This window comes from Pseudomonas putida (genome assembly GCF_002906855.1).
GTDB classification, from domain to species: domain Bacteria; phylum Pseudomonadota; class Gammaproteobacteria; order Pseudomonadales; family Pseudomonadaceae; genus Aquipseudomonas; species Aquipseudomonas putida_N.
Genome location: NZ_MINI01000048.1, coordinates 1,133,786 through 1,160,067 on the forward strand (window position 1 = coordinate 1,133,786; position 26,282 = coordinate 1,160,067).

Here is a 26,282-nt window from a genome sequence, read left to right on the forward strand (position 1 = left end):
GGTTACTGTTCCAGGGCCTGATTGAACGGAACGTGGAATTCCTGGCACAGGGCGTCCACGGCACTGCGGGCGTTATTGGTGACGAAACCCAGCTCCAGCACCAGCACCTGATAGACGCCGCGTTTGAAGGCTTCTTCACCCAGATGCGCGGAATGTTCGCGCGTGGTGCTGAGAAAGCGTACCCACGAGGTCAGCACGATCCAGGCATTGATGGTCAGCGACTCGATCTGGGCAGGCTCCATGCTCAGAATCCCGGCATCGACGAAGCCACGGTAGATCGCTTGCCCCTGGCGCAGGCAACGCTCGGAAAAGCGCCGGTAGCGGGCAGCCAGTTCCGGGTCGCTTTCCAGCAGGTGCTCCAGGTCACGGTGCAGGAAACGGTAGTTCCACATCGCCGCGAGCAGCGCCTTGAGGTAGAAGCGCTTGTCCTCGACCGTGGCCACGCGACCCTGCGGCGGGCGCAGGAAGCTGTCCACCAGCTCTTCGTACTGGCTGAACAGCAGGGCGATGATCGCCTGCTTGTTGGGGAAGTGGTAGTACAGGTTGCCGGGCGAGATTTCCATGTGCGCGGCAATGTGGTTGGTACTGACGCTGCGTTCGCCCTGCTGGTTGAACAGCTCCAGGCTGTTCTGCACGATGCGCTCTCGGGTTTTCATGCGCGGGGCCATGCTCAGCTCCCAGTCTGCGGGCTTTCGATAATGGGTCATCTTACGGTGAATCACATCGCTGGTGCACCGTTTGCGCCAGCGAAAAAAGTCGCACCGCGGTACGAATTAGAGTATAGGCTCTAGGGACTTCAAGCCCAGACGAGAGACCGCCGTGACCTCGCCCATCGCTTTGCCTCCTGTGCATTCCGACACCGACCTTGAAGCGACGTTCGCCGCTCAGCGCCAAGCCTTTGCCGGCAACCCCATGCCGCCAGCGGCACAGCGGCGGCAGTGGCTGAAAAGCCTGCGCGAGGCATTACTGGCGGACCAGCAAGCACTGATCGACGCAATCGATGCCGATTTCAGCGGCCGCAGTGCCGACGAAACGCTTTTGGCCGAGCTGCTACCGTCGGTGCAGGGCATTCGCCACGCCGAACGCCATCTACAGCGCTGGATGCGCCCGGCGCGCCGCGCCGTGGGTCTGGCCTTCCAGCCAGCCAGCGCTCGCGTGCTTTACCAGCCGCTGGGCGTGGTGGGCATCATCGTGCCATGGAACTACCCGCTGCTCCTCGCCATTGGCCCGCTGACCGGTGCCCTGGCGGCCGGCAACCGGGTCATGCTCAAGCTCAGCGAGTCCACCCCAGCCAGCGCGAAGGCACTGAAAACCCTGCTGCAACGGGTGTTTCCCGAGGACCTGGTCAGCGTGGTGCTGGGCGAAGTCGAAGTCGGCCAGGCGTTCGCTCGCCTGCCCTTCGACCACCTGTTGTTCACCGGCGCCACCAGCATCGGCCGCCAGGTCATGCTGGCAGCCGCGCAAAACCTGACTCCGGTGACCTTGGAGTTGGGCGGAAAATCGCCCGCCATCGTCTCGGCCAGCGTGCCACTGGACACGGCCGCCGAACGCATCGCCTTTGGCAAGACCCTCAACGCCGGCCAGACCTGCGTCGCACCCGACTATGTGCTGGTACCGCGCGAGCGCCTGAACGACTTCGCCGATGCCTATCGCAAGGTCGTGCAGCGCATGTACCCACGCATCGCCGACAACCCCGACTACAGTGCCATCATCAACCCACGGCAGTTGCAGCGTCTGCAGCACCTGCTGGACGACGCCCGCGGCAAAGGCGCCCAGGTGCTCGACCTGTATCCCGACGAGACGCGCCAGGGCCGGCGCCTGCCGCCGCACCTGCTGACCAGGGTCAACGACAGCATGCAGGTCATGCAGGACGAGATCTTCGGTCCGTTGCTGCCGCTGGTGCCTTACGACCACCTCGACGAGGCCCTGGCCTACATCAGTCAACGCCCTCGCCCCTTGGCGCTGTACTACTTCGGCTACGACCGCAGCGAGCAGCAGCACGTGCTGCAACACAGCCATTCCGGCGGCGTGTGCCTGAACGACACCCTGCTGCACGTGGCCCAGGACGACTTGCCATTCGGCGGTATCGGCCCTTCTGGCATGGGCCATTACCATGGCCATGAAGGTTTCCTGACCTTCAGCAAGGCCAAGGCGGTGCTGGCCAAGCAGCGCCTGAATGCCGCGCGGCTGATCTATCCGCCCTATGGCAAGGCCTTGCAGCGCCTGGTCTACAAGCTGTTCATCCGCTGATGCAGCGCCGTGACCTGCTGCGCTTCAGCCTCGGCGCCAGCCTTTTCCTGAGTACCGCCAGCCTGGTCGGTTGCAGCGCGCAAACGCCCGCAGCCGGCTACCACGTGCTGCGGGACGATGACCTGCCAGCCCTGCTTGCGCTGATTCCGGTGGTGCTCGCCGGCACCTCGGCGAACGACGAATTGGTGCTGCACAGCCTCGACCACAAACTGGCAGCGCTGTCGCCGGAAATGCTCAAGCTCACCCGGCAATTGTTCGATGTGCTCAGCCTGCCGCTGACCCGCGGCCCTTTGACCGGGGTCTGGGGGGCCTGGGAGCAGGCCAGCAGCGCGCAGGTAACGGCCTTTCTGCAGCGCTGGCAGGACAGCTCGCTGAACCTGCTGCGCATGGGCCATGCCTCGCTGCTGCAACTGCTGCAAATGGCCTGGTACGAGCGCCCGGAAGCCTGGGCCGCATGCGGCTACCCCGGCCCACCCAAAATCTGACAACAAGAGCATCCTCAATGCCAGTAACGGACCCGTTTCGCCAAGGCCTCGAACGCGGCTGGATCACCCATGACGGCTCACGCCTGGAGCAAGACCTGACACTGGAGGCCGATATTGCCGTGATCGGCAGCGGAGCCGGCGGTGCCACCAGCGCGCAGATGCTCAGCGCAGCAGGCCACAAGGTGCTGCTGATCGAAGAAGGCCCGCTAAAGACCAGCAGCGACTTCCGCCTGCTGGAAAACGAGGCCTATGCCAGCCTCTACCAGGAAGGCCTTGGGCGGATGAGCAAGGATGGCGCCATCACCATCCTGCAAGGCCGCGCCGTCGGCGGGACCACGCTGATCAACTGGACCTCGAGCTTTCGCACGCCACCGCAGACACTGGCGCACTGGGCCGCAACGCATGACGTCACGGGCCTGGGGGAGCAAGACATGCAGCCCTGGTTCGAGCGCATCGAGCTCGATCTGGGCATCACCCCCTGGGCGATGCCGGCGAACGCCAACAACGAGATACTGCGGCGCGGCTGTGAACAACTTGGCTATCGCTGGGCAGTTATCCCGCGCAACGTGCGTGGTTGCTGGAACCTCGGCTATTGCGGCATGGGCTGCCCAGTGAATGCCAAGCAATCGATGCTGGTCACGCGCATCCCGTCGACCCTCGAAAATGGCGGCGAACTGCTCTACCTCGCCCGCGCCGAGCGCTTCGAACACAATGGCGAGCGTATCGCCGGGCTGCAGTGCCAGGCGTTGGATGCCCAAGGCGTGCACCCCACCGGCCGGCAGATCAACGTGCGCGCCCGCCACTACATCGTGGCCGGTGGTGGTATCAACAGCCCGGCCCTGCTACTGCGCTCCAAGGCTCCCGACCCACATGGCCGCCTGGGCAAACGAACCTTCCTGCACCTGGTCAACTTCAGCGCGGCACGCTTCAATGACCGTATCGACCCGTTTTACGGCGCTCCTCAGTCGATCTACAGCGACCACTTCCAGTGGCAAGACGGCGTCGACGGGGCGGTGGGCTACAAGCTGGAAGTGCCACCCTTGCACCCGGCGCTGGCCAGCACCCTGCTCGGCGGATATGGCAGCGACAATGCCCGGCGCATGGCCGAATTGCCGCACACTCACGTGATGCTGGCCCTGTTGCGGGACGGTTTTCACCCCGAAAGTACAGGCGGTGCAGTGGAATTGCGCGGTGACGGCTCACCAGTGCTGGATTACTCGGTCACCGACTACCTGCGCGACGGCCTGCGTCGCGCCTATCACAGCATGGCGCAAATCCAGTTCGCTGCAGGCGCCACGCACGTCACACCGGTCCACAGCGACGCCGGCACCGCCTCCAACCTGGAAGAAGTTCAGCGCATGATCGACGCCTTGCGCCTGGAACCGTTCCGCACCCGGCTGGGCAGCGCCCATGTCATGGGAGGCTGCGCAATGGGCGAAGACCCGCGCAAGGCGGTCTGCGACAGCCTGGGCCGCCATCACCAGCTGGAAAACCTGTCGATCCATGACGGCTCGCTGTTCCCGACCAGCATCGGCGCCAACCCGCAGTTGTCGGTGTACGCCATCAGTGCCCGGCTGACCGAAGCCTTGGTCACCCGCCTGGCACAGAGTACATGACAACAAATACACGCCCTGTCTATAGTGCCATCAGCCGGCCGCATGACTTGGCCGGGCGCAATCGCTGCGCTACCATCCGACTCCCCAACGCACTCCAGCCAGGATGACGCGATGAACCGAGTGTTGTACCCGGGTACTTTCGACCCCATTACCAAAGGCCATGGCGACTTGGTCGAGCGCGCTTCGCGCCTGTTCGACCACGTGATCATCGCGGTGGCGGCCAGCCCGAAGAAAAACCCCCTGTTCCCGCTGGAACAACGGGTCGAGCTTGCCCGTGAGGTCACCAAGCACCTGCCCAATGTCGAAGTCATCGGCTTCTCGTCGCTGTTGGCGCACTTCGCCAAGGAACAGAACGCGAACGTGTTCCTGCGCGGCCTGCGCGCGGTTTCGGACTTCGAATACGAATTCCAGCTGGCTAACATGAACCGGCAACTGGCGCCCGACGTCGAAAGCCTGTTCCTCACGCCTTCGGAGCGCTATTCGTTCATTTCTTCGACGCTGGTGCGAGAAATAGCCGCGTTGGGCGGAGATATCAGCAAGTTCGTCCACCCTGTGGTGGCCGAGGCGCTAACCGAACGCTTCAAGAAGTAACCTTGCGCGCCTGAGCATCGCGCCCGCGTGCACTGCGGGCGCGAATGCGGCACAATTGTGCCCAAAGCGTTGAACATGCCCGGGCGAAGCGCCCCGGCCGGAGTCCCCATGTCCCTGATCATCACCGACGATTGCATCAACTGCGACGTCTGCGAACCCGAGTGCCCGAACGAGGCCATCTCCCAAGGCGAAGAGATCTACGTGATCGACCCGAACCTGTGCACCCAGTGCGTGGGTCACTACGACGAGCCGCAGTGCCAGCAGGTCTGCCCGGTCGACTGCATCCCGCTGGATGAAGCGCACCCGGAAACCGAAGACGAGCTGATGGCCAAGTACCGCCGGATCACCGGCAAGGCCTGAGCGCAAACGGTTAGCGCTGGCAGCGCGGGCAGAACACGCTCGCCCGCTGCCCCAGCTTCACCTCGCGCAAGGCCGTGCCGCACAGCTTGCACGGCATCCCGCCCCGCCCGTAGACGAACAATTCCTGCTGGAAGTACCCCGGCTGCCCGTCGCCACCGATGAAGTCGCGCAAGGTCGTGCCACCCTGCTCGATGGCAGCCACCAGCACCCGCTTGATCTCGATTGCCAGCTTCATGTAGCGCGCCCGGGAAATCCCGCCCGCCTCACGGCGCGGGTCGATTCCAGCAGCGAACAGCGCCTCGGTCGCGTAGATGTTGCCCACGCCGACCACCACCGCGTTGTCCATGATGAAGGGCTTGACCGCCATCGAGCGCCCACGCGACAGCTGGAACAGCCGTTCACCGTCGAACAGGTCGGTCAGCGGCTCCGGCCCCAGGCGCAGCAACAGTTCGTGGCTGAGCGGGTCGAGGCTCCAGAGCATGGCGCCGAACCGTCGCGGGTCGGTATAACGCAGCATCAGCCCCGACTCCAGCTCGATATCGACATGTTCATGCTTCACCGCTGGCAAGCCCAGCTCCACCAAGCGCAAGTTGCCCGACATACCCAGATGGCTGATCAAGGTGCCGACCTCAGCGTTGATCAGCAGGTACTTCGCCCGACGCTCGACGCTGACGATGCGCTGCCCGGACAGCCGTACGTCGAGGTCCTCGGGGATCGGCCAGCGCAGCCGCCGGTCTCGCACCACCACGCGGCTGACGCGCTGGCCTACCAGGTGGGGTGCAATCCCGCGCCGGGTGGTTTCGACTTCAGGTAGTTCCGGCATAGATCAGTGCCCGCCCAGCTCGCGAATATTCTGTTTCAGGGTCTCGAAGTCGTACTCCGACAAGCCGATATAGTCCAGCACCAGCGGGCCGACTGCATTCCACTCATGGTCGACACTCTGGTTGCCCAGCACGCGGTACGAGGCGCAGATGTGCTCGGCCATCTTCAACACGGCCAGCAGGTTCTTCAACTGGCTCTGGGTATTGCGCGAGGAGTCTTCGCGGAAGATCGCCAGGGCATTATGGTGGTTGGCGATGGCCGCGCTGATGTGCTCCGGCAGGCGCCAGGACTTGGCCGTGAAGTAGCCGACCACGGAATGGTTGGTGTTGAAGGCACGGTTCTCGGTGTCAACTACGCGCGTTTTCTCACCAGCACTGGCGTAGGCGTCTTCGAGCACCTGCATGTACTCGGGGAAGCGCTTGAGCATCAGCGGTACGCCGCAATCGTGGAACAGACCGAGGGTATAAGCCTCGTCGACCGCCTGGATGCCGGTACGCTTGGCCAGGGTAAGGCAGGTCATGGCCACGTCCTGGGCGGTATCCCAGAAGCGGTTGAGGGTGACGATGGTCTCGTCACTCATCTCGCCCTTGATCGACTGCGCATTGATCAGATTGATGATCGAACGGCTGCCCAGCAGGTTCACTGCACGCTGGATCGAGCCGATCTTGTTCGACAGGCCGAAATGCGGCGAGTTGACCAGCTTGAGCAAGGCACCCGCGAGGCCAGGGTCCTGGGAAATCAGCTTGGCGATGGTTTCCAGATCCGGATCAGGCATGTACTGCTCGAACTGCAGGTCAACCATGATCTGCGGCTGCGGCGGTATGGTGATGCCTTGCAAGGCTTGCTGGATCTGTTCGGCGCTGAGTTCTTGGGACATGCGTACACACTCGTGAAGGACGAAAGATTCTAACCCCGTAGTCCGGCACCACACCAATCGCCAAAGGTGGGCCACGCGGTAAAAATTCAGACAATTGGTGTCTGTTCCGCGCTCTTCGCGGCCCTGCACTTCAGCAGGGGAAGGGCCAACAGGCTATAATCCCGCTCTTTTTTCCCGGAGCGACGTCATGTCCCTGCCCAGCCTTCGCCTCAAAGCCAATGCCGACCGCCGCCTGCGCGCCGGCCACCTGTGGGTCTACAGCAACGAAGTCGACGTTTCCGCGACCCCGCTGCAAGGCTTCCAGGCCGGCCAGCAGGCAGTGCTCGAAGCTGCCAACGGCAAACCGCTGGGCATCGTCGCGCTGAGCCCGAACAACCTGATCTGCGCCCGCCTGCTGTCGCGTGACATCAAGCTGCCGCTGGACAAATCGCTGCTGGTGCACCGTTTGAACGTCGCCCTGTCCCTGCGCGAGCGCCTGTTCGACCAGCCGTGCTACCGCCTGGTGTACGGCGATTCCGACCTTCTGCCGGGCCTGGTGGTCGACCGTTTCTACGACATCCTCGTGGTGCAGCTGGCCTCTGCCACCATGGAAGCGCACAAGGATGACGTGATCGCCGCCCTGATCCAGGTGCTCAAGCCCAGCGGGATCCTGTTCAAGAACGACTCGGCCGCCCGCGACGCCGAAGGCCTGCAGCGCTACGTCGAAACCGTCTACGGCGAAGTGCCGGACTGGGTTGCGCTGGAAGAGAACGGCGTCAAGTTCGAAGCCCCGGTACGCGAAGGCCAGAAAACTGGCTGGTTCTACGACCACCGCATGAACCGCGCGCGCCTGGCCCCCTATGTCAAAGGCAAGCGCGTACTCGACCTGTTCAGCTACATCGGTGGCTGGGGCGTACAGGCCGGTGCGTTCGGCGCCAGCGAAGTGTTCTGCGTGGATGCCTCGGGCTTTGCCCTGGATGGTGTCGAGCGTAACGCTGCGCTGAACGGCATCAGCGAGAAGCTGACCTGCATCGAAGGCGACGTGTTCGAGGCCCTGCGCGAGCTGAAGGCCGCCGAAGAGCGCTTCGATGTGATCATTGCCGACCCACCCGCCTTCATCAAGCGCAAGAAAGACCTGAAAAACGGCGAAGCGGCCTACCGCCGCCTCAACGAGCAGGCCATGCGCATGCTGAGCAAGGACGGCATCCTGGTCAGCGCCTCGTGCTCGATGCACCTGCCAGAGGACGACCTGCACAACATCCTGCTGACCAGCGCTCGCCACCTGGACCGCAACCTGCAACTGCTCGAGCGCGGCGGCCAGGGCCCGGACCACCCCGTGCACCCGGCCATTGCCGAAACCCGCTACATCAAGAGCATCACCTGCCGGTTGCTGCCAAACAGCTGATCCGCGCGGCCTGGGGCGCAATGCGCCCCAGGCCGGTATCAGATTTCCAGCACCTGCGACGCGATCCCGAAGTACACCAGCACCCCCGCCGCATCGGCGATCGAGGTCACCAGCGGACCACTGGCGGTAGCCGGGTCGAGCTTCAGGCGTGTGAACAGGAACGGGAGGCTCATGCCGATCAGGCTGCCGGCCAACACGATCACCACCATGCTGCTGGCTACGATCAAGGCAACGTCCGCGCCACCTCGCAATGCTCCCAGCGATGCCACCGCCAGGGCCATGGTGCCGCCGAGCGCCAACGCCACCCCGCATTCGCGGCCCAGCATGCGCATCCAGTCACGCATGACCACCTCTCCCGTCGCCAGCGCCCGCACCATCAAGGTGGCCGACTGCGCACCGGCGTTCCCCCCGCTGTCCACCAACAGAGGCAGGAAGAACACCAGCACGATATGCGCGGCGATGGTTTCTTCAAAGGCGGCAATGCCGGCGCCGGAAAACAGGTTGCCGAACACCAGCAGCACCAGCCACAGCACTCGCTTGCGGTAAAGCAGACCAACAGTGGCATTGCGCAGGTTGCCGACGTGATTGGTGATCGATGCGCCTTTGTGGAAGTCTTCGGTCGCCTCCTGGCGAAGCTTGACCAGCGCTTCACTGGCCTGGTCACGCGAGAGTGGTTCTTTACAGCGAATGCAGTTTGCGCAGACAGAGTACATACGAGTCTCCAGGCGCCGACGCAGGCACCCGCAAACCTCGAACTCAGGGGTTCAAGCCTTCGCAAGCCCTGGCGACAACGCGCTCAGTGCCAATTTACAAGTTCGTGGTGAACTGAAACTGGGAAGGTCCATTGAAGTGATTTCTCGTGAAGCCGCACATGCGGCGCGGAGGATAATAACCAGCGCGGTTGGCAGGGTCTGCCACGCAGGCAGCATTTCAGAGGCGTCCTACACGCAGCCAGGAATCACGCTCAAACCACCGTCCAGGCACATCTTCATTCCCTCGCCGCGCCAGCGGTGTAGAATCGGCCTATTCATCGCCAGTCATCCCCGGCGGGTTTATGAGCTCTGGCCAAGCACGCGGCGATCCCGCGCGGTCTTCGGCCCCATCCGTGCCAGTGGCAACCGGCCTGCGGTACAAAGGACAAGAGAAGCTCACTCCCCTTTTTGTGACCTGATTAAGCCGCCAGGAGTGTTTCATGCCTGATTATCGTTCCAAGACTTCCACCCAAGGCCGCAACATGGCCGGCGCCCGCGCCCTGTGGCGCGCCACCGGGATGAAGGACGAAGACTTCAAGAAACCGATCATCGCCATCGCCAACTCGTTCACCCAATTCGTCCCGGGCCACGTGCACCTGAAGGACCTCGGCCAGCTGGTCGCCCGCGAGATCGAACGCGCCGGTGGCGTGGCCAAGGAATTCAACACCATCGCGGTCGATGACGGCATCGCCATGGGCCACGACGGCATGCTGTACTCGCTGCCAAGCCGCGAGATCATCGCCGACGCCGTCGAGTACATGGTCAACGCCCATTGCGCCGACGCCATCGTCTGCATCTCCAACTGCGACAAGATCACCCCCGGCATGCTGATGGCCGCCCTGCGCCTGAACATCCCGGTAATCTTCGTCTCCGGCGGCCCGATGGAAGCCGGCAAGACCAAGCTGGCCAGCCACGGCCTGGACCTGGTCGACGCGATGGTCATCGCCGCCGACTCCACCGCCAGTGACGAGAAGGTCGCCGAGTACGAGCGCAGCGCCTGCCCGACCTGCGGTTCGTGCTCCGGCATGTTCACCGCCAACTCGATGAACTGCCTGACCGAAGCCCTGGGCCTGGCCCTGCCGGGCAACGGTTCGACCCTGGCCACCCACGCCGACCGCGAGCAGCTGTTCCTCACCGCCGGCCGCACCATCGTCGAGCTGTGCAAGCGCTACTACCAGGAAAACGACGAGTCTGTGCTGCCGCGCAGCATCGCCAACTTCAAGGCGTTCGAGAACGCCATGATGCTCGACATCGCCATGGGCGGTTCGACCAACACCATCCTGCACCTGCTGGCTGCAGCCCAGGAAGGTGAAGTCGAGTTCGACCTGCGCGACATCGATCGCCTGTCGCGCAAGGTGCCGCAGTTGTGCAAGGTGGCGCCGAACATCCAGAAGTACCACATGGAAGACGTACACCGCGCTGGCGGCATCTTCAGCATCCTCGGTTCGCTGGCCCGTGGCGGCCTGCTGCACACCGACCTGCCGACTGTGCACAGCCGCAGCATGGAAGAAGCCATCGCCAAGTGGGACATCACCCAGACCGATGACGAAGCCGTGCACACCTTCTTCAAGGCAGGCCCAGCTGGCATCCCGACCCAGACTGCATTCAGCCAGTCGACCCGTTGGGAAACCCTCGACGACGACCGTGAAAACGGCTGTATCCGCAGCTTCGAGCACGCCTACTCGCAAGAAGGCGGCCTGGCTGTGCTGTACGGCAACATCGCCCTGGACGGCTGCGTGGTGAAAACCGCCGGTGTCGACGAGTCGATCCACGTGTTCGAAGGCACCGCGAAGATCTTCGAAAGCCAGGACAGCGCCGTGCGCGGCATCCTCGCCGACGAAGTGAAGGCCGGCGACATCGTGATCATCCGTTACGAAGGCCCGAAAGGCGGCCCGGGTATGCAAGAAATGCTCTACCCGACCTCGTACCTGAAGTCCAAGGGCCTGGGCAAGGCCTGCGCCCTGCTCACCGACGGCCGCTTCTCGGGCGGTACCTCGGGCCTGTCGATCGGCCATGCCTCGCCGGAAGCTGCTGCTGGCGGCGCCATCGGCCTGGTGCGCGACGGCGACAAGGTGCTGATCGACATCCCCAACCGTTCGATCAACCTGCTGGTCAGCGACGAAGAGCTTGCTCAGCGCCGCATCGAGCAGGACAAGAAAGGCTGGAAACCGGCTGAAGTGCGCCCACGCAAGGTGACCACCGCGCTGAAGGCCTACGCCCTGCTGGCGACCAGTGCTGACAAAGGTGCTGTGCGTAACAAGGCGATGCTGGAAGGGCTCTGAGGCTCTGACCGCGTGAAAGAGAAACCGGCGCCCTGAGCGCCGGTTTTTTTATGCCTGTCCCGACCTCTTCGCGAGTAAACCCGCGAAGAGGCCAGCAAGTCCTACTGAATCTGCTCCGGCGTCACAATCACCCAGTTCTTGTCCGCCGTCACCGGCAACCCTTCCTTCGCCTGTGCCGCCGCGTTCTTCGCGATCATCCCGTTCAGCTGGTCCATGTACTTGGCCTTGCGGTTTATCCACAGGTGGATGCCGCCCTTGTTCACATCCACACCATGGAACTGCATGTAGCCATCACTGGTTGGCGTATCACCCCCCACCAACACTGGCTTCTTCCATTCATCGATGTAGGTCAGGATCGCCGCCTGCTTGCCTGCCATCCAGGTGGCCGGGGTCCACAGGTATGGCGTAAGCTCCAGCCCTTCATTGGCCTTGACGTCATACTGCCCGGCGCTGATCTGCTTGCGCGCCGTGGTCAGCTGGCCATTGGCGCGATCCTTGAGCAACAGGCTGACACCAATCACGTTCTGCGGTTTGACGTTGTAGCCGTACTTGGGATCGGAAGCGACCATGCGTACCAGCTCTTCGGACGCCGCCGAAATCACATAGACCTCGATGCCATTCTCCATCAATTTGTTGTACAGCTCGGCCTGGCCGGTGAATACCTTCGGCGGCTGTACCTCGATGGACTTGACCTGGTCACCTTCAAAATAGGTGCTGGGGATTGGCTTGCCCGAGGCCATCAGCTCATCGACCTGAGCCTTGAGCTCTTTGAGAGTGAAGCCGGCAAACACCTGCGCCACCCACGGGTAGCAGACCATGTCGTCGATCTCGCACAGGCGGTAGTAGTAGCTGAACAGGCTTTCCTTGTGCTCGGCCGTGTCCTTGAACGGGATCAGCTTGAGCGACGGGTCAAGCTTGTCGCGGGTCAGCAGGCCCTTGTTTTCCATGAATGGCAGCAACGCTTCTTCGAGGTCGTAGCGGTAGCTAGTGTTGTCCATGTCGAAGACTGCGTAATTACCTTTATGAGCATTGGCGGCAATCATGGCGTCGAGCTGTTTGGCTGCATCGGTGGGCCAGTGCTTGAGCTCGGTGGCGAAGCTTTCCACACTGAACAGCAGGGACAAACCCAAGGCAAGGGCTTTCGGAGCGAACTTCATGTGCGAATCTCCTGAGATGACCCGGAAAAATTAGTGCAAGATTCGACGATTTCGACCCCTCACAACGACCTTCACAAAACTGTAAACGTCGTGTGCATTGCTATCCGCGACAGCCTGTTATTCCATAAACGACTAAGCAAATTACTTTTGGGTATAAATTCGTTTCTTTTCAGGCTGTTAGCATTTCCGTTCGCAATCGCTCATCAGAGGCGATGCCTCTTCTGCTTTTTCCTGGAGCTTCAATGAACCTGCCGTTGTCCCTCAACCTGCTGGCGTTCCTGGCCCTGCTGCTAGGCCTGGCACAAACCGGCCGCACCGATTGGAGCCTGGCCAAGAAGGTCCTGCTGGGCCTGGCGCTGGGCGTCGCGTTCGGCCTGACTCTACACACCATTTATGGCGCCGGCCACCCGGTACTCAAGGCCACCATCAGCTGGCTGGACCTGGTCGGCAACAGCTACGTCGGCCTGCTACAGATGATCGTCATGCCGCTGATCTTCGCATCGATCCTCAGCGCCGTGGCTCGCCTGCACAACGCCTCTTCGCTGGGCCGCATCAGCGTGTTGAGCATCGGCACCCTGCTGCTGACCACCGCCATTGCCGCACTGATCGGCATTGTCCTGACCAACCTGTTCGGCCTGACCGCCGAAGGCCTGGTGGCCGGCGCCCAGGAAAGCGCGCGCATGCAGGTTATCCACAGCGACTACTTAGGCAAGGTTGCCGACCTGAACATCCCGCAGCTGCTGCTGTCGTTCATCCCGAGTAACCCGGTTGGCGACCTTGCCCGGGCCAAGCCGACCTCGATCATCAGCGTGGTGATCTTCGCCGTGTTCGTCGGCCTGGCCGCGCTGCAGTTGATCAAGGACGACGCCGAGAAGGGCGCGCGCGCCCTGTCGGCCATCGATACACTGCAAGCTTGGGTGATGCGCCTGGTTCGCGTGGTGATGAAGCTCACCCCTTACGGCGTACTCGCGCTGATGACCAAGGTGGTGGCCAGCTCGAACCTGGAAGATATCCTCAAGCTGGGCAGTTTCGTGGTGGTGTCGTACCTGGGCCTGGCGCTGATGTTCGTGGTCCACGGCATCATCCTCGCCGCCACTGGCGTGAGCCCGCTGCGCTTCTTCCGCAAGGTCTGGCCAGTGCTGACCTTTGCCTTCACCAGCCGCTCCAGCGCCGCCAGCATCCCGCTGAACATCGAGGCGCAAACCCGCCGCCTGGGTGTGCCGCAATCGATTGCCAGCTTCAGTGCATCGTTCGGCACCACCATTGGCCAGAACGGCTGCGCGGGCCTCTATCCGGCCATGCTGGCCGTGATGGTGGCGCCTGCGGTGGGCATCGATACCTTCGACCCGCTGTGGATCGCGACCCTGGTGGCGATCGTGACGCTGAGTTCGGCGGGTGTGGCAGGCGTCGGTGGCGGTGCGACCTTCGCTGCGCTGATCGTGCTGCCGGCCATGGGCTTGCCGGTCGAGCTGGTCGCACTGCTGATTTCGGTGGAGCCGCTGATCGACATGGGCCGCACGGCGTTGAACGTGAATGGCTCGATGACCGCGGGCGTGGTGACCAGCCAGCTGCTGAAAGAGACCGACAAGGACGTGCTGGCCGGCGATGAGCATGCCGAGCTGAGTCATAGCTGACATATTGCGGGGGCTGCTTTGCAGCCCCCGCAATTTCAGATCTTGTCCCAAACCTCGAAGTGGTAAGCCGGCTTGCCTTCTTCAGCCTGTGCCTCGCTCGACATCAGCTTCCACTGGCCCTCATCAAACTCAGGGAACCACGCATCCCCCTCCGGCGCCAGTTCCACCCGCGTAAGATACATCCGGCTCACCAGCCCCTTCTCCAACGCCTGCCCATACAGCTGCGCCCCGCCAATCAGCATGACCTCGCCAACGCCCTGCTCACGCGCCCACTGCCCGGCCCGCGCCACTGCGGCCTCCAGCGAGGCGAACACCTCGGCCCCGGCCAGTTCCAGGCCCGCCTGCCGGCTGACCACAATGTTCAAACGCCCCGGCAACGGCCGACCCAGCGAATCCCAGGTCTTGCGCCCCATGATGATCGGCTTGCCCAGGGTAGTGGCCTTGAAGTACTTGAAGTCCCCCGGCAGGTGCCAGGGCATGGTGTTGTCGATGCCGATCACGCGGTTCTCGGCGTGAGCCGCGATCAGGCTGAGGGGGAGTGATGTATTCATGCCAGCGAGGATAGCACCGGGCGTGTGGGTTATGCTTCTGCCCTGAACCACGCAATGGAAGACCTTGTGACTGCACCGACTCCACTGGACAAGCGCTGGCTCACCGAAGCGGTACGCCTGCGCGAGGAACACGCCGGCCTCCTGGACGATCAGGAGGCCAACCGCCATGCCCGCCAGCAAGGCGGCGACCTGGCAGCGCGCATCGAAACCCGTGCGCTGTTCCTCGCCGAACGCGACGGCATGACCTCGGCGTTGCGCCACTGGAAACAGGGCGCACGCCTGGCGTTGCTGGCCTTGATGCTACTGGCCGTTTTCAGCGGCGCAGGCCTGGCCTTCGCCGCCCTGGGCGACGGGCAGCGCCCGGTCAACGTGTTCTGGGCGCTGGGCAGCCTGCTCGGGCTGAACCTGCTGTTGTTGCTGGGCTGGGCCGTGGGTTTCGCCTTGAGCGGCGAGCACGGCGCCAGCCTCGGTCGCCTGTGGTTGTGGCTAAGTGAGCGCTTCGCCCGCGACGCCAAGGCCGCACACCTGGCGCCGGCACTGCTGGTGCTGCTGCAACGCCAACGCCTGAATCGCTGGCTGCTCGGCGTGCTGGTGCACGGCCTGTGGCTGCTGGCGATGGTCGCCGCCCTGAGCATGCTGCTGGCCTTGCTGGCAACCCGCCGTTACGACTTCGTCTGGGAAACCACCCTGCTGGCCGCCGACCCGTTCATCCACCTGACCCAGGCCCTCGGCGCCCTGCCTTCGCTGCTCGGTTTCGCCGTGCCGGACGAAGCAATGATCCGCGCCAGTGGCGACACCTTCCCCGCCCTGGATAGCGCCCGCCACGCCTGGGCCAGCTGGCTGCTCGGCGTGGTGCTGGTGTACGGCCTGCTGCCGCGCCTGCTGCTGGCCGGGCTGTGCCTGTGCCGCTGGCGTCAAGGCCGTGCGCAGCTGGCGCTGGACCTCAGCCTGCCCGGTTACGCGCAACTGCGCGATGCACTGATGCCGCGCAGCGAACGCATCGGCGTGCAGGACGCCGCACCCGATGCCCTCCCGCAGTTTCAGGCCGGCCAGCTGGAAAGCGGCAGCAGCGGCGCCTTACTGGTAGGCCTCGAACTTGACGACCAACGTCCCTGGCCGCCTGCCCTGCCCAAGGCAGTAACCGACGCGGGTGTGCTCGACAGCCGCGAGTCGCGCAACAGGCTGCTCGAACAACTCAGCCGTTTCCCTCCGGCGCGCTTGGCCATCGCCTGCGACCCACGCCGCTCACCCGATCGTGGCAGCCTGGCGCTGCTCGCGGAGCTGGCGCGCAATGCAGGCGCCACTCGCATCTGGCTGCTTCAGGCTGCCCCCGGCCAGGCCCTGGACGCCGAACGCCTGGGCGACTGGCACGACGCCCTAGACCGCCTCGGCCTGAGCCATGCCGACACGTCGCCCCTGACCTGGCTGGAGCATGGTCATGACTGAGCCGCTGAAACTGGCCGTGGTCGGCCACACCAACGTCGGCAAGACTTCGCTGCTGCGCACGCTCACCCGCGATGTCGGCTTCGGCGAGGTCTCGCACCGCCCCAGCACCACCCGCCATGTCGAGGGTGCGCGGCTGTCGGTGGACGGTGAACCGCTGCTGGAGCTCTACGACACCCCCGGCCTGGAGGACGCCATCGCCCTGCTCGATTACCTCGAGCGCCTGGAGCGCCCGGGCGAACGCCTGGACGGCCCAGCCCGCCTCGAACGCTTCCTGCAAGGCAGCGAGGCCCGCCAGCGCTTCGAACAGGAAGCCAAGGTGCTGCGCCAGTTGCTGGCGAGCAATGCCGGCCTGTATGTGATCGACGCCCGGGAGCCCGTGCTGGCCAAGTACCGCGACGAACTGGAAGTACTGGCCAGTTGCGGCAAGCCGCTGCTGCCGGTGCTCAACTTCGTCGCCAGTAGCCAGCACCGCGAGACGGAGTGGCGTGAAGCCCTTGCCCGGCTTGGGCTTCACGCATTGGTGCGGTTCGATAGCGTAGCGCCGCCAGAGGATGGTGAACGTCGTCTGTACGAAAGCCTGGCACTGCTGCTGGAGGATGCCCGACCCGCCCTGCAGCGGCTGATCGACGACCAGCAGGCCCAGCGCCTGGCGCGTCAGCACAGCGGCAAGCGGCTGATCGCCGAACTGCTGCTCGACTGCGCCGCCTGCCGACGTAGCGTCGAGGCCGAGCCGGCAGCTGAAGCCCGGGCTGTCGAAGCCTTGCGCCAGGATGTGCGCCAACGTGAACAACGCTGTGTCGAAGCGCTACTCAAGCTCTACGCGTTCCGTCGCGAGGATGCCAATGCCGGGGACCTGCCGCTGCTGGATGGTCGCTGGGGCGATGACCTGTTCAATCCCGAGACCCTTAAACTGCTTGGGGTTCGCCTGGGCAGCGGTGTGGCGGCTGGCGCTGCAGCCGGTGCCGGCGTTGACCTGCTGGTTGGCGGCCTGACTTTAGGCGCTGCAGCGTTGGCGGGCGCGATCGCCGGTGGCGCACTGCAGACCGCACGTAACTATGGATCGCGGTTGATGGGCAAGTTGAAGGGGCAGCGCGAGCTGACAGTCGACGACACCGTGCTGCGGCTGCTCGCGTTGCGTCAACAGCAGTTGATGATGGCGCTGGAGGGGCGTGGGCATGCGGCGCAGGACAGCATTCGGCTGGGCGAGCTGGATGAAAAGGCCTGGCGCGAGGGCAAGCTGCCCGAAGCCTTGAGCAAGGCGCGGGCGCATCCGCAGTGGTCGACGCTCAATCCCGGGGCGAAGCTGAATCAAGCTGAGCGGCAGGAGCAGCTGGAAGCGCTTGTTTCACAGATCTGATTGTGCAAGCCAGGCCTCTTCGCGGACATGCCCACCAAGAGGCTTCACCGCTGGGGCTTATTGTTGCGCCACTTTCTCCGACTTGCCGTCATAGCGCTTGCGCCATTCAGTGAGGATCTCGTCGCGGTTCTTCGAGGCCCAGGCAAAGTCGTTCTTGATCAGGCGCTGTTCATAGTCGGCTGGCAGCTCGGTCTGCGGCTTGGCAATGCCTGGCGCGGCCAGCACGGCAAAGTTGTCCTTGTACAGCTCCATGGCGGCAGGGCTTGCCGAGAAATCAGCCAAGCGCTTGGCCGCGTCAGCCTTCGGCAAGCCCTTGATCACGGCGGTCGCCTCGATCTCCCAGCCCAGGCCTTCCTTCGGCAGCACGATGTCCAGCGGCGCGCCCTGGCGCTTGAGCTGCACGGCCGGGTACTCGAACGAGATACCGATCGGGAACTCGCCCGCCGCCGCCAGCTTGCACGGCTTGGAGCCGGAGTGTACGTACTGGCCGATGTTCTGGTGCAGAGCATCCATGTAGGCCCAGCCCTGTGGCTCGCCGAAGGTCTGCAGCCAGGCGCTGACGTCGAGGAAGCCGGTGCCGGAGGAAGCCGGGTTAGGCATGACGATCTTGCCTTTGTATTCAGGCTTGGTCAGGTCCTGCCAGCTCACCGGTTTGCTCAGGCCCTGCTTCTCGGCTTCGATGGTATTGAAGCAGATGGTCGCGGCCCATACGTCCATGCCGACCCAGGCTGGCGGGTTGGCCGCATCGCGGTAGTTCGCGGAGATTTTCCCCAGGTCTTTCGGCGCGTAGGCTTCGAGCATGCCGTTCTGGTCGAGGATGGCCAGGCTGGAGGCGGCCAGGCCCCATACTGCGTCGGCTTGCGGGCGGTCTTTCTCGGCCAGCAGCTTGGCGGTGATGATACCGGTGGAGTCACGCACCCATTTGATTTCGATGTCCGGGTTGGCCTTTTCGAAGGCCTGCTTGTAGCTCTTGAGCTGCTCGGCTTCCAGGGCGGTGTAGACGGTCAGCTGGGTGGCTGCGGCCGAAGCCTGCAGGCTGAAGACGGCGGATACGGCAGCGACAAGTGCAAGGGGCTTGAACATGATGCGTTTCCTATCAGAGTGGGCAGTCGGTCAATGGCCAGGAGCGCGCTGGCGCCAGGCCTGAGAGCGGCGCAGCAGGCCGCGCGAAGCAGCGGCCAGCAACAGGGATGCGGCGGCGCTGGTCAGCAGGATCAGGGTCGACATGGCAGCGGCGCCGCCGACGTTGCCGGCATCGTCCATGTTCAATACGGCGACGGCGGCGAGGATGGTGTCGGGGCTGTAGAGGAAGATCGCCGCCGACACGGTGGTCATCGCCGAGACGAACAGGTAACGGATGATGTCCAGCAGCGCCGGCAGGCAGATCGGCACGGTGACCCGCACGAAGTGCTTGTACAGCGGCGCCTTGAGCGACAGCGCGGCGGCCTCGAACTCGCCGTCGAGCTGGCGCAGAGCGGTGGCGGCGGTCATCTGCGCGGTGGTCAGGTAGTGGGCGATGGTGCACAGCACCAGCAGCGCCATGCCGCCATAGAACACGTGCAGCGGGTTGCCGTTCAGGTTGAAGAAGAACACGTAGCCCAGGCCCAGTACCAACCCAGGCACCGCCATGGGGATGAAGCTGAGCAGGCGCAGGGCCTGGTTGAGCAGGCGCTGGCCTTGGGTTTTCTCCATCAGGTAGGCGCCGGTGAAGATCACCAGGCTGCCGATCAGCGCGGTGCACAGGGCCATGGTCACGCTGTTGCGGTAGGCCAGCCAGCCGCCACCGGCGGTGTCGTCGAACATGTAGTGCTTGAACGACAGGGTCAGGTTGTACGGCCAGAACGTCACCAGCGACGAGTACACCGCCATGCCAATCACCACCAGCAGCGCCGCGCAGACCAGCAGCACGATGGCCAGGAAGCAGGCATCACGGCAGCGCGACGGCTTGGGCTCGAACACCTGGGCACGACCGCTCATTGCCTCACCCTGGCGCCGACGCAGCCAGGCATCGACGCCGAAGCTGAGCAGTGCTGGCAGCAGCAGCACCATGCCGATCAACGCGCCACGGCCAAATTGCTGCTGGCCGACCACTGCCTTGTAGGCTTCAAGCGCCAGCACCTGATAGTCGCCACCGACCACCACCGGTACACCGAAGTCGGGAATGGTCAGGGTGAACACCAGGCAGAACGCGGCGAATACCGCCTGCCGCGTGGCTGGCCAGGTGATGCTGCAAAACGCCCGCCACGGCCCGGCGCCCATGCTCGACGCCGCGTCGAACAGCCGAGCGTCGGCCAGTGACAGGGCCGAGAGCAGGATCATCAGCGCATGGGGGAATGTGTAGATGGCCTCGCCGAGGACAATGCCCCAGAAGCCGTAGATGTTGTCGCTGATCAGGCTGCGCAGCAGGCCCTGGTTGCCGAACAGATAGACCAGGGCAATCGCCGGCAGCATCGACGGCGCCAGCAGTGGCAGCAGCGAAATACCGCGCCACAGGCCCTTGGCCGGGATCAGCGTGCGCTGCAGGGCATAGGCGAACAGGTAGGCCAGCGGCACCACGATCGCCGCCACGGTGAAGGCTATCGACAGGCTGTTGCCGAGCAACCAGTGGAAGTTATCGCTGGCGAACAGTTCGCGGGCAGCCAGCAGACCACCGCCCTGGCCGGCTTCACCGCTGAAGCCTTTCCAGAAAATGGCCAGCAGTGGCATCACCACGGCCAGCAGCAGAAGGACCAGCAGCAGGCTCTTGCCACCGATGACGAACAGGCGGTCACCCAGGGCGACCTCACCGCGTCGCGCATCCTTGGCTTGGGTCAGCGGCAGGGACATTGGCGCGGCCATCTCAGGCAAACACCTGCAGGCTCTGCGGTGGCAAGGCCACCCAGATATCCTGCGAGCCCAGGCGCGGCATGGCTTCCGGCGCCAGCTCGGCGAGCAGCGCATGGCCCGGCAGGGCCTTGAGTTCGAAGCTCATGCGGCAGCGGTTGCCGAGGAAGGTGATTTCGCGGACCTTGGCCGGGAACAGGTTCTCCTCATGCACCACCGGGTTCACAGTGATCGCCTCCGGGCGGCAGAACAGCCGGCCACTGCGGGCGGTACCTGCGTTGGTCGCCAGGCGCATGCTCATGGCGCCGACCTGGGCGTGGCTGTCGCTACTGCGCTGGAACGGCAGCCAGTTGCCCTGGCCAACGAACTCGGCGACAAACGGCGTGGCTGGCTGGTCGTAGATTTCCTGCGGGGTAGCGTATTGCTCGACCTGGCCGTTGTTCATCACCGCAATGCGGTCGGCCATGAGCATGGCTTCATCCTGGTTGTGGGTAACCATCAACGTGGTGATGCCCAGCTGGCGCTGCAATTGGCGCAGTTCGGTGCACAGATGCTCACGCACCCGGGCATCCAGCGCCGACATCGGTTCGTCGAGCAGCAGCAGCGAGGGTGATGGCGCCAGCGCACGGGCCAGGGCTACACGTTGCTGCTGGCCGCCGGAAAGCTGGCCCGGGTACTTTTTCTCGCTGCCGCTCAGGCCGACCAGCTCGAGCATCTCTGCCACACGCTGGCGGCTCTCGTCGCGGCTGGTGCCGGTCAGGCCGTAGGCGATATTGGCCTCGACGGTCAGGTTGGGGAACAGCGCGTAGGACTGGAACAGAATGCCGTAGTCCCGGACCTGGGGCGGCAGTTCGGAGATGTCGCGCTCACCGATGTACAGCGCACCGCGGTCCTGGCGTTCAAGGCCGGCGATGCAACGCAGCAGGGTGGTCTTGCCGCAACCGGACGGGCCGAGCAGGCAGACCAGCTCACCAGCGGCGATGTCCAGGGACACATTGTTCAACGCCGTGAAGGCACCGAAACGCTTGTGGATACCGCGCACTTTCATCTGTGCGCCCGGGGTGGCGTGGTTCATGGCAAGGCCTCATCGAACAAGTGAGGCCATGCTAGGAAGACTGTGCGAAGGTTCTGTGGCTTTTAGGCAAAAGCCGGTGATAGTGGTATAGGCAGATTTTGTAGTAGGCCGCTTACAGGTGCGAACCCACCACTTCCTGCGCCACGCCAAGGAAGGCCGCCGGCAACCGCGCCTGGCGCCGCTCCTTCAGGCAATACAGGTATTCATGCATCACCGGCGCATTCTCCAGCGCCAGCACCCGCAGTTCCGGGTTGTGCGGCACCTCATGCCGGGCAATCACGCTGATGCCGATATTGCGCAGCACCGCCTCGCGGATCGACTCGCGGCTGCCGATCTCCAGCAACGCCCCGGCCTTGACCCCGGCGTCCAGCATCATCTGCTCGGTCAACTTGCGCGTGGTCGAGCCCTTCTCGCGCATCAGCAGGCAATGCCCCGCCAACCCATCGATGGCTACCGCCTGCCGATGGGCCAACGGATGATTGCGGTGCACCGCCACCACCAGCGGATCGGTGCCCAGCACCCGTCGCACCAGCCGCGCATCCTCCACCAGCTGCGACGACGCCGCGATATCCACCCGGTAATCCTCGAGCATCTCCAGCACCTGTTGCGAGTTGCCGATCTCCACCGTCACTTCGACCTGGGGTAGGCGTTCGCGGAAGATCTTCACCAGGTCGAGGATGTAGTAAGGCGCGGTGGCAGCAATGCGCAAACTGCCCTGGGCCTGGCCGCTGTTGCGCAGCTCGAACTCGATGTCGGCCTCCTGCTGCAGCAGCGCCTTGACCATCGGCAGCATGCGCACGCCCTCCTCGCTCAGCACCAGGCGCCGGCCTCCGCGGTAGAACAACTCCACCGCGTATTGGCTTTCCAGATTGCGGATCTGCGTGGTCACCGTCGGCTGGCTGAGCCCGAGCTTCTTCGCCGCCAAGGTGATGCTGCCCAGGCGGGCCACCATGTAAAAGGCTTTGAGTTCGGCACTCAGCATTGCAGGACCTCATTTGCGCAGCAGGCGCAGACCGTTGAACACCACCAGCAGGCTCACGCCCATGTCGGCGAACACCGCCATCCACATGGTGGCCATGCCGGCAAAGGTGATCGCCAGGAATATCGCCTTGATGCCCAGCGCCAGAACGATGTTCTGCGTCAGAATCGCCGCACTTTGGCGCGACAGCCTGACGAACGCCGGGATTTTGCGCAAGTCGTCATCCATCAGTGCCACGTCGGCGGTCTCGATCGCCGTGTCGGTACCCGCCGCCGCCATGGCGAAACCGATTTCGGCACGGGCCAGCGCTGGTGCATCGTTGATGCCATCGCCGACCATGCCCACCCGGTGCCCTTCGGCGTACAGCTGCTCGATGCTCTGCAGCTTGTCGGCCGGCAGCAGGTTGCCCTCGGCGCGGTCGATGCCGACCTGGGCGGCGATGGCCTGAGCGGTGTGCGGATTGTCGCCGGTCAACATGACGGTCTTGATGCCCAGTGCGTGCAGTTCGGCAATCGCCTGCCGGCTACTGTCCTTGACCGTGTCGGCCACGGCGAACAGAGCCAACGGCCCGGAACGGTCGAGCAGCAGAACGACGGTCTTGCCCTGGCGCTCCAGCGTATCCAGTTGGGTTTCCAACTCCGGCGAGCACAGGCCCAGCTCCTCCACCAACCGGTGGTTGCCCAGGTGGTAGGTTTCGCCGTCGATATCACCCCGCACGCCGCGGCCGGCCAGGGCCGCGAATTCGCTGACCTCGCTCAGCGGCAAGTTCTGCGCCTTGGCAAACTGGGCGATGGCGCCCGACACCGGGTGATCGGAACGGTCGGCCAGGCTCGCCGCCAACGCCTGGGCACGGCCCTCGAACAAGGGTTCAAGCACCTTGGCATCGGTTTGTACAGGTTTGCCGTGGGTGATGGTGCCAGTCTTGTCCAGGGCCAGGAAGTCCAGCTTGCGCCCGCCTTCCAGGTAGACCCCGCCCTTGATCAGGATGCCCTTGCGCGCCGCAGCGGCCAGGCCACTGACGATGGTCACCGGGGTGGAGATGACCAGCGCACAGGGGCAAGCCACCACCAGCAGTACCAGTGCACGGTACACCCAGTCGAACCAGACACCGGCCATGAACAGCGGCGGGATCAATGCCACTGCCAGGGCCACGGCGAACACCACCGGGGTGTAGATGCGCGAGAACTGGTCGACGAAACGCTGGGTAGGCGCACGCGCCCCCTGTGCTTCCTCGACGGCCTTGATGATGCGCGCCAAGGTCGACTGCCCTGCGGCTGCCGTTACCCGGTACTCCAAGGCGCCGGCCTGGTTGATGGTGCCGGCGAACAGCTTGTCGCCCGCGGCCTTTTCCACAGGCAGGCTTTCGCCGGTGATCGGCGCCTGATCGACGCTGGATTGCCCGCTGACCACCTCACCATCCAGGCCGATGCGTTCGCCCGGTCGCACCCGCACCAAGGCGCCGATAGCCACCTCACGCACCTCCACCTCGCGCCACTGGCCATCGGCCTGCTGCACCGTGGCCATGTCCGGGGCCAGCTGCATCAGCCCGCCAATGGCATTGCGCGCCCGATCCAGCGAGCGCGCCTCGATCAGCTCGGCGACAGTGAACAGCACCATGACCATGGCCGCTTCCGGCCACTGGCCAATCAGCACGGCGCCGGTCACGGCGATGCTCATCAACGCATTGATGTTGAGGTTACGGTTCTTCAGGGCGATCCAGCCCTTCTTGTAGGTGCCCAGGCCACAGCCGAGGATTGCCGCCAGCGCGAGCGCGGCAACCAGCCATTCTGGCGCGAGGCGAGCGAAGTGCACGATTTCGGCGGCGATCGCGGCAACACCCGACAGGGCCAGCGGCCACCAGCGGGTCCTGTGCGGCTGCGCTGCAGCGGTGCTACCGTCGTCTTCAGCGGCCAGCGGCTCGGCCTTCATACCGAGGCTGTCGATGGCGCGTTCGATCTCGCCGTTGCCGCTCAAGGTATGGCGCACACCGAGCACGCGGTTGATCAGGTTGAATTCGAGCTGCTCGATGCCCGCCAGTTTGCCCAGCTTGTCCTGGATCAGGGTCTGCTCGGTGGGGCAGTCCATGGCGTCGATGCGAAAACGGCTGAGCTGCGCATGGCTGCTGGCCTTCCCGCGCAGTTGCACCAAAGCGGGCGCGGCGCTGGAGCCACAGCAGCTTTGAGCGTGAGCGGCATGGCCGTGGTCTTTATCGCCATGGGCATGGTCGTGCGAATGCTTGTGTTCGTGGCTGACAGGCTGGTTCATGGGGTCATCCTTAAATAGAGCCTGTTGCCAAGTGAACACCCTGTAGCCACTATAGGGTCAAGCCACTTGCTGGAGATTTCGCCATGAAGATCGGAGAACTGGCCAAGGCCACCGACTGCGCCGTGGAAACCATCCGCTATTACGAGCGCGAACAATTGCTGCCGGAGCCGGCGCGCACCGAGGGCAACTACCGGCAGTACACCCAGGCCCATGTGGAGCGGCTTACCTTCATCCGCAACTGCCGAACGCTGGACATGACCCTGGACGAGATCCGCAGCCTGCTACGCCTGCGCGACAGCCCAGACGACGCGTGCGGCAGCGTCAATGCGCTGATCGACGAGCATATCGAGCATGTGCAGGCGAGGATAGATGGCTTGGTGGCGTTGCAGGAGCAGCTGGTGGAGCTGCGGCGGCGCTGCAGTGCGCAGGGGGCGGAATGCGCGATCTTGCAGCAACTGGAAACGAACGGGGCGGTATCAGTACCGGATATTGAACATTCCCATGTGGGGCGTAGCCACGGGCATTGAGATTGCCGGGGGCGCCTCGTGCCCCCGGCAATCCAGAGAATCACACCGCCATCGGCGCCGTCATCGGCGCATGGTGCTCATACCCTTCCAGGCTGAAATCGCTCGGCTCGATCTTCTCCAGCCACTCCGGCTCGTACTTGCCGGTCTTGGCAAATTCCGGCACACGGTCGCTGATCACCAGCTTCGGCGCTTCCAGCGGCTCGCGCTTGAGCTGCTCGTTAAGCATGTCCAGATGGTTCTCATACACATGGGCATCGCCGATGAAGTAGGTGAACCAGCGCGGGGTGTAGCCGGTCAGGCGGCCGAACAGCGACAGCAACGCCGCGCCTTCGGTGAGGTTGAATGGCGTGCCCAGCCCCAGGTCGTTGGAGCGGATGTAAAGGGTCAGGGAAATTTCCTTGGTCTCGACATTCGGGTGGAACTGGTACAGCAGGTGGCACGGCGGCAGGGCCATTTCGTCGAGCTGGGCGCAATTCCAGCCGTGGAACAGGATGCGCCGGCTACCCGGGTCGGTGGCGATGGTGTCCAGGCACTGGCGCACCTGGTCGATGGACTTGTACAGGATGACGAACGCCACCCCGTCCTCTTCGTCCTGGGCGATGCGACGGAAACCCGCCTGCTCGGCCATTTCGATGGCTGCCGGGTTGCTCAGCGGGATGCGCTTGTAGCCTGGCCACTGGCGCCATTGCACGCCGTAGATCTCGCCCAGGTCGTCATGCCCCTGGCGGAACGGGTTGGCCAGCCACTGGGCGTTCTCGTTGGCGTTCTGGTCCCAGACCTTGCAGCCCAGCTCGCGGAATTCACCGGCGTTCTTCACGCCACGCAGGAAGCCGACCATCTCGCCGATTGCCGACTTGAACGCCAGTTTGCGCGTGGTAATGGCCGGGAAGCCTTTTTGCAGGTCGAAACGCAGCATGGCGCCCGGCAGGCTGATGGTGCGGATGCCAGTGCGGTTGCCTTGCAGCGTGCCGTTCTCGATGACGTCGCGGACCAGGTCCAGATACTGTTTCATGGCTTACCTGTAACAAGAACGGCAGGGGGATCACCCC

At 64.1% G+C, this 26,282-nt stretch carries 23 protein-coding genes; 11 read left to right on the forward strand and 12 right to left on the reverse strand.

The window, feature by feature from the left end:
- Nucleotides 1–2: 2 nt before the first annotated feature.
- Nucleotides 3–668 (reverse strand): TetR/AcrR family transcriptional regulator, encoded by a 666-nt coding sequence (locus BGP85_RS27915; RefSeq protein WP_103446106.1) that lies wholly within the window; start codon nucleotides 666–668, stop codon nucleotides 3–5.
- 151 nt (nucleotides 669–819) lie between these two features.
- Here BGP85_RS27915 and BGP85_RS27920 point away from each other — a divergent pair, with 151 nt between their 5' ends.
- From BGP85_RS27920 to BGP85_RS27940, 5 genes are all read left to right on the forward strand, one after another.
- On the forward strand, nucleotides 820–2,250 hold the full coding sequence (locus BGP85_RS27920; RefSeq protein ID WP_103446107.1) for a coniferyl aldehyde dehydrogenase: 1,431 nt from the start codon (nucleotides 820–822) through the stop codon (nucleotides 2,248–2,250).
- The gene (locus BGP85_RS27925; RefSeq protein ID WP_103446108.1) at nucleotides 2,250–2,735 is read left to right on the forward strand and encodes a twin-arginine translocation pathway signal protein; all 486 of its coding nucleotides are present in this window, start codon (nucleotides 2,250–2,252) and stop codon (nucleotides 2,733–2,735) included. The genes BGP85_RS27920 and BGP85_RS27925 overlap by 1 nt, the downstream gene beginning before the upstream one ends.
- 17 nt (nucleotides 2,736–2,752) lie before the next feature.
- Nucleotides 2,753–4,351, forward strand: coding sequence for a GMC family oxidoreductase (locus tag BGP85_RS27930; RefSeq protein WP_103446109.1), 1,599 nt, complete (start codon nucleotides 2,753–2,755; stop codon nucleotides 4,349–4,351).
- A gap of 111 nt (nucleotides 4,352–4,462) precedes the next feature.
- Nucleotides 4,463–4,942: a pantetheine-phosphate adenylyltransferase gene (coaD, locus tag BGP85_RS27935; protein WP_103446111.1), complete on the forward strand. Its 480-nt coding sequence runs from the start codon at nucleotides 4,463–4,465 to the stop codon at nucleotides 4,940–4,942.
- A 108-nt stretch (nucleotides 4,943–5,050) separates the two neighbouring features.
- A complete protein-coding gene (locus BGP85_RS27940) occupies nucleotides 5,051–5,302 on the forward strand; it encodes a YfhL family 4Fe-4S dicluster ferredoxin (protein ID WP_008095804.1) in 252 nt (83 codons plus the stop codon).
- Between the two features lie 10 nt (nucleotides 5,303–5,312).
- On the opposite strand, the gene mutM is transcribed toward BGP85_RS27940, so the two are convergent.
- Both mutM and BGP85_RS27950 read right to left on the reverse strand, forming a co-directional pair.
- Nucleotides 5,313–6,125: a bifunctional DNA-formamidopyrimidine glycosylase/DNA-(apurinic or apyrimidinic site) lyase gene (gene mutM, locus BGP85_RS27945; RefSeq protein ID WP_103446113.1), complete on the reverse strand. Its 813-nt coding sequence runs from the start codon at nucleotides 6,123–6,125 to the stop codon at nucleotides 5,313–5,315.
- A 3-nt stretch (nucleotides 6,126–6,128) separates the two neighbouring features.
- A complete protein-coding gene (locus tag BGP85_RS27950) occupies nucleotides 6,129–6,947 on the reverse strand; it encodes an HDOD domain-containing protein (protein ID WP_181004453.1) in 819 nt (272 codons plus the stop codon).
- Nucleotides 6,948–7,188: 241 nt separating this feature from the next.
- Here BGP85_RS27950 and BGP85_RS27955 point away from each other — a divergent pair, with 241 nt between their 5' ends.
- Complete coding sequence (locus BGP85_RS27955) at nucleotides 7,189–8,385, forward strand: class I SAM-dependent rRNA methyltransferase (protein WP_103446117.1); 1,197 nt, start codon at nucleotides 7,189–7,191, stop codon at nucleotides 8,383–8,385.
- 38 nt (nucleotides 8,386–8,423) lie between these two features.
- On the opposite strand, the gene BGP85_RS27960 is transcribed toward BGP85_RS27955, so the two are convergent.
- Entirely contained in the window at nucleotides 8,424–9,098 is a 675-nt protein-coding gene (locus BGP85_RS27960; RefSeq protein WP_103446119.1) for a magnesium transporter, read from the reverse strand.
- 479 nt (nucleotides 9,099–9,577) lie between these two features.
- On the opposite strand from BGP85_RS27960, the gene ilvD reads away from it, so the two are divergent.
- Nucleotides 9,578–11,419 (forward strand): dihydroxy-acid dehydratase, encoded by a 1,842-nt coding sequence (ilvD, locus tag BGP85_RS27965; RefSeq protein ID WP_103446120.1) that lies wholly within the window; start codon nucleotides 9,578–9,580, stop codon nucleotides 11,417–11,419.
- Nucleotides 11,420–11,520: 101 nt separating this feature from the next.
- Here ilvD and BGP85_RS27970 read toward each other — a convergent pair whose 3' ends face one another.
- Nucleotides 11,521–12,576, reverse strand: coding sequence for a phosphorylcholine phosphatase (locus tag BGP85_RS27970; RefSeq protein ID WP_103446121.1), 1,056 nt, complete (start codon nucleotides 12,574–12,576; stop codon nucleotides 11,521–11,523).
- A gap of 242 nt (nucleotides 12,577–12,818) precedes the next feature.
- Here BGP85_RS27970 and BGP85_RS27975 point away from each other — a divergent pair, with 242 nt between their 5' ends.
- Nucleotides 12,819–14,210, forward strand: a complete 1,392-nt coding sequence (locus BGP85_RS27975) for an L-cystine transporter (RefSeq protein WP_103446122.1) — start codon at nucleotides 12,819–12,821, stop codon at nucleotides 14,208–14,210.
- Between the two features lie 35 nt (nucleotides 14,211–14,245).
- On the opposite strand, the gene BGP85_RS27980 is transcribed toward BGP85_RS27975, so the two are convergent.
- On the reverse strand, nucleotides 14,246–14,761 hold the full coding sequence (locus tag BGP85_RS27980; protein ID WP_103446123.1) for a dihydrofolate reductase: 516 nt from the start codon (nucleotides 14,759–14,761) through the stop codon (nucleotides 14,246–14,248).
- 54 nt (nucleotides 14,762–14,815) lie between these two features.
- Here BGP85_RS27980 and BGP85_RS27985 point away from each other — a divergent pair, with 54 nt between their 5' ends.
- A complete protein-coding gene (locus tag BGP85_RS27985) occupies nucleotides 14,816–16,207 on the forward strand; it encodes a DUF2868 domain-containing protein (protein ID WP_103446124.1) in 1,392 nt (463 codons plus the stop codon).
- Nucleotides 16,200–17,564 carry a GTPase/DUF3482 domain-containing protein gene (locus BGP85_RS27990; RefSeq protein ID WP_103446125.1) on the forward strand — a complete coding sequence of 455 codons (1,365 nt, stop codon included), beginning with the start codon at nucleotides 16,200–16,202 and terminating at the stop codon, nucleotides 17,562–17,564. The genes BGP85_RS27985 and BGP85_RS27990 overlap by 8 nt, the downstream gene beginning before the upstream one ends.
- Before the next feature lie 57 nt (nucleotides 17,565–17,621).
- Here the strand turns inward: BGP85_RS27990 and BGP85_RS27995 are convergent, their stop codons facing one another.
- The 5 genes from BGP85_RS27995 to BGP85_RS28015 form a co-directional block, all read right to left on the reverse strand.
- Nucleotides 17,622–18,647, reverse strand: a complete 1,026-nt coding sequence (locus BGP85_RS27995; protein ID WP_103446126.1) for a putative 2-aminoethylphosphonate ABC transporter substrate-binding protein — start codon at nucleotides 18,645–18,647, stop codon at nucleotides 17,622–17,624.
- Between the two features lie 30 nt (nucleotides 18,648–18,677).
- Nucleotides 18,678–20,402 carry a putative 2-aminoethylphosphonate ABC transporter permease subunit gene (locus BGP85_RS28000; RefSeq protein WP_103446127.1) on the reverse strand — a complete coding sequence of 575 codons (1,725 nt, stop codon included), beginning with the start codon at nucleotides 20,400–20,402 and terminating at the stop codon, nucleotides 18,678–18,680.
- A gap of 1 nt (nucleotide 20,403) precedes the next feature.
- Nucleotides 20,404–21,462: a putative 2-aminoethylphosphonate ABC transporter ATP-binding protein gene (locus BGP85_RS28005; protein WP_103446128.1), complete on the reverse strand. Its 1,059-nt coding sequence runs from the start codon at nucleotides 21,460–21,462 to the stop codon at nucleotides 20,404–20,406.
- Nucleotides 21,463–21,574: 112 nt separating this feature from the next.
- Nucleotides 21,575–22,444 (reverse strand): LysR family transcriptional regulator, encoded by an 870-nt coding sequence (locus tag BGP85_RS28010; RefSeq protein ID WP_103446129.1) that lies wholly within the window; start codon nucleotides 22,442–22,444, stop codon nucleotides 21,575–21,577.
- 9 nt (nucleotides 22,445–22,453) lie between these two features.
- Nucleotides 22,454–24,706, reverse strand: a complete 2,253-nt coding sequence (locus tag BGP85_RS28015; protein ID WP_103446130.1) for a heavy metal translocating P-type ATPase — start codon at nucleotides 24,704–24,706, stop codon at nucleotides 22,454–22,456.
- A gap of 83 nt (nucleotides 24,707–24,789) precedes the next feature.
- Here BGP85_RS28015 and cadR point away from each other — a divergent pair, with 83 nt between their 5' ends.
- Complete coding sequence (gene cadR / locus BGP85_RS28020) at nucleotides 24,790–25,233, forward strand: cadmium resistance transcriptional regulator CadR (RefSeq protein ID WP_103446131.1); 444 nt, start codon at nucleotides 24,790–24,792, stop codon at nucleotides 25,231–25,233.
- A 40-nt stretch (nucleotides 25,234–25,273) separates the two neighbouring features.
- Here cadR and BGP85_RS28025 read toward each other — a convergent pair whose 3' ends face one another.
- Nucleotides 25,274–26,245: a thymidylate synthase gene (locus BGP85_RS28025; protein ID WP_103446132.1), complete on the reverse strand. Its 972-nt coding sequence runs from the start codon at nucleotides 26,243–26,245 to the stop codon at nucleotides 25,274–25,276.
- Between the last annotated feature and the right edge of the window lie 37 nt (nucleotides 26,246–26,282).

What these genes read in the sequence shown, in the direction of transcription:
- coaD (WP_103446111.1), top strand. Translation starts at nt 4,463, where the DNA reads ATGAACCGAGTGTTGTACCCGGGTACTTTCGACCCCATTACCAAAGGC.
- BGP85_RS27955 (WP_103446117.1), top strand. Translation starts at nt 7,189, where the DNA reads ATGTCCCTGCCCAGCCTTCGCCTCAAAGCCAATGCCGACCGCCGCCTG.
- BGP85_RS27985 (WP_103446124.1), top strand. Translation starts at nt 14,816, where the DNA reads ATGGAAGACCTTGTGACTGCACCGACTCCACTGGACAAGCGCTGGCTC.
- BGP85_RS27940 (WP_008095804.1), top strand. Translation starts at nt 5,051, where the DNA reads ATGTCCCTGATCATCACCGACGATTGCATCAACTGCGACGTCTGCGAA.
- BGP85_RS28000 (WP_103446127.1), bottom strand. Translation starts at nt 20,402, where the DNA reads ATGGCCGCGCCAATGTCCCTGCCGCTGACCCAAGCCAAGGATGCGCGA.
- BGP85_RS27980 (WP_103446123.1), bottom strand. Translation starts at nt 14,761, where the DNA reads ATGAATACATCACTCCCCCTCAGCCTGATCGCGGCTCACGCCGAGAAC.
- BGP85_RS27995 (WP_103446126.1), bottom strand. Translation starts at nt 18,647, where the DNA reads ATGTTCAAGCCCCTTGCACTTGTCGCTGCCGTATCCGCCGTCTTCAGC.
- BGP85_RS27930 (WP_103446109.1), top strand. Translation starts at nt 2,753, where the DNA reads ATGCCAGTAACGGACCCGTTTCGCCAAGGCCTCGAACGCGGCTGGATC.
- BGP85_RS28005 (WP_103446128.1), bottom strand. Translation starts at nt 21,462, where the DNA reads ATGAACCACGCCACCCCGGGCGCACAGATGAAAGTGCGCGGTATCCAC.
- BGP85_RS27915 (WP_103446106.1), bottom strand. Translation starts at nt 668, where the DNA reads ATGGCCCCGCGCATGAAAACCCGAGAGCGCATCGTGCAGAACAGCCTG.
- BGP85_RS28025 (WP_103446132.1), bottom strand. Translation starts at nt 26,245, where the DNA reads ATGAAACAGTATCTGGACCTGGTCCGCGACGTCATCGAGAACGGCACG.
- BGP85_RS27925 (WP_103446108.1), top strand. Translation starts at nt 2,250, where the DNA reads ATGCAGCGCCGTGACCTGCTGCGCTTCAGCCTCGGCGCCAGCCTTTTC.
- BGP85_RS27960 (WP_103446119.1), bottom strand. Translation starts at nt 9,098, where the DNA reads ATGTACTCTGTCTGCGCAAACTGCATTCGCTGTAAAGAACCACTCTCG.
- cadR (WP_103446131.1), top strand. Translation starts at nt 24,790, where the DNA reads ATGAAGATCGGAGAACTGGCCAAGGCCACCGACTGCGCCGTGGAAACC.
- BGP85_RS28015 (WP_103446130.1), bottom strand. Translation starts at nt 24,706, where the DNA reads ATGAACCAGCCTGTCAGCCACGAACACAAGCATTCGCACGACCATGCC.
- BGP85_RS28010 (WP_103446129.1), bottom strand. Translation starts at nt 22,444, where the DNA reads ATGCTGAGTGCCGAACTCAAAGCCTTTTACATGGTGGCCCGCCTGGGC.
- ilvD (WP_103446120.1), top strand. Translation starts at nt 9,578, where the DNA reads ATGCCTGATTATCGTTCCAAGACTTCCACCCAAGGCCGCAACATGGCC.
- BGP85_RS27975 (WP_103446122.1), top strand. Translation starts at nt 12,819, where the DNA reads ATGAACCTGCCGTTGTCCCTCAACCTGCTGGCGTTCCTGGCCCTGCTG.
- BGP85_RS27990 (WP_103446125.1), top strand. Translation starts at nt 16,200, where the DNA reads ATGACTGAGCCGCTGAAACTGGCCGTGGTCGGCCACACCAACGTCGGC.
- mutM (WP_103446113.1), bottom strand. Translation starts at nt 6,125, where the DNA reads ATGCCGGAACTACCTGAAGTCGAAACCACCCGGCGCGGGATTGCACCC.
- BGP85_RS27970 (WP_103446121.1), bottom strand. Translation starts at nt 12,576, where the DNA reads ATGAAGTTCGCTCCGAAAGCCCTTGCCTTGGGTTTGTCCCTGCTGTTC.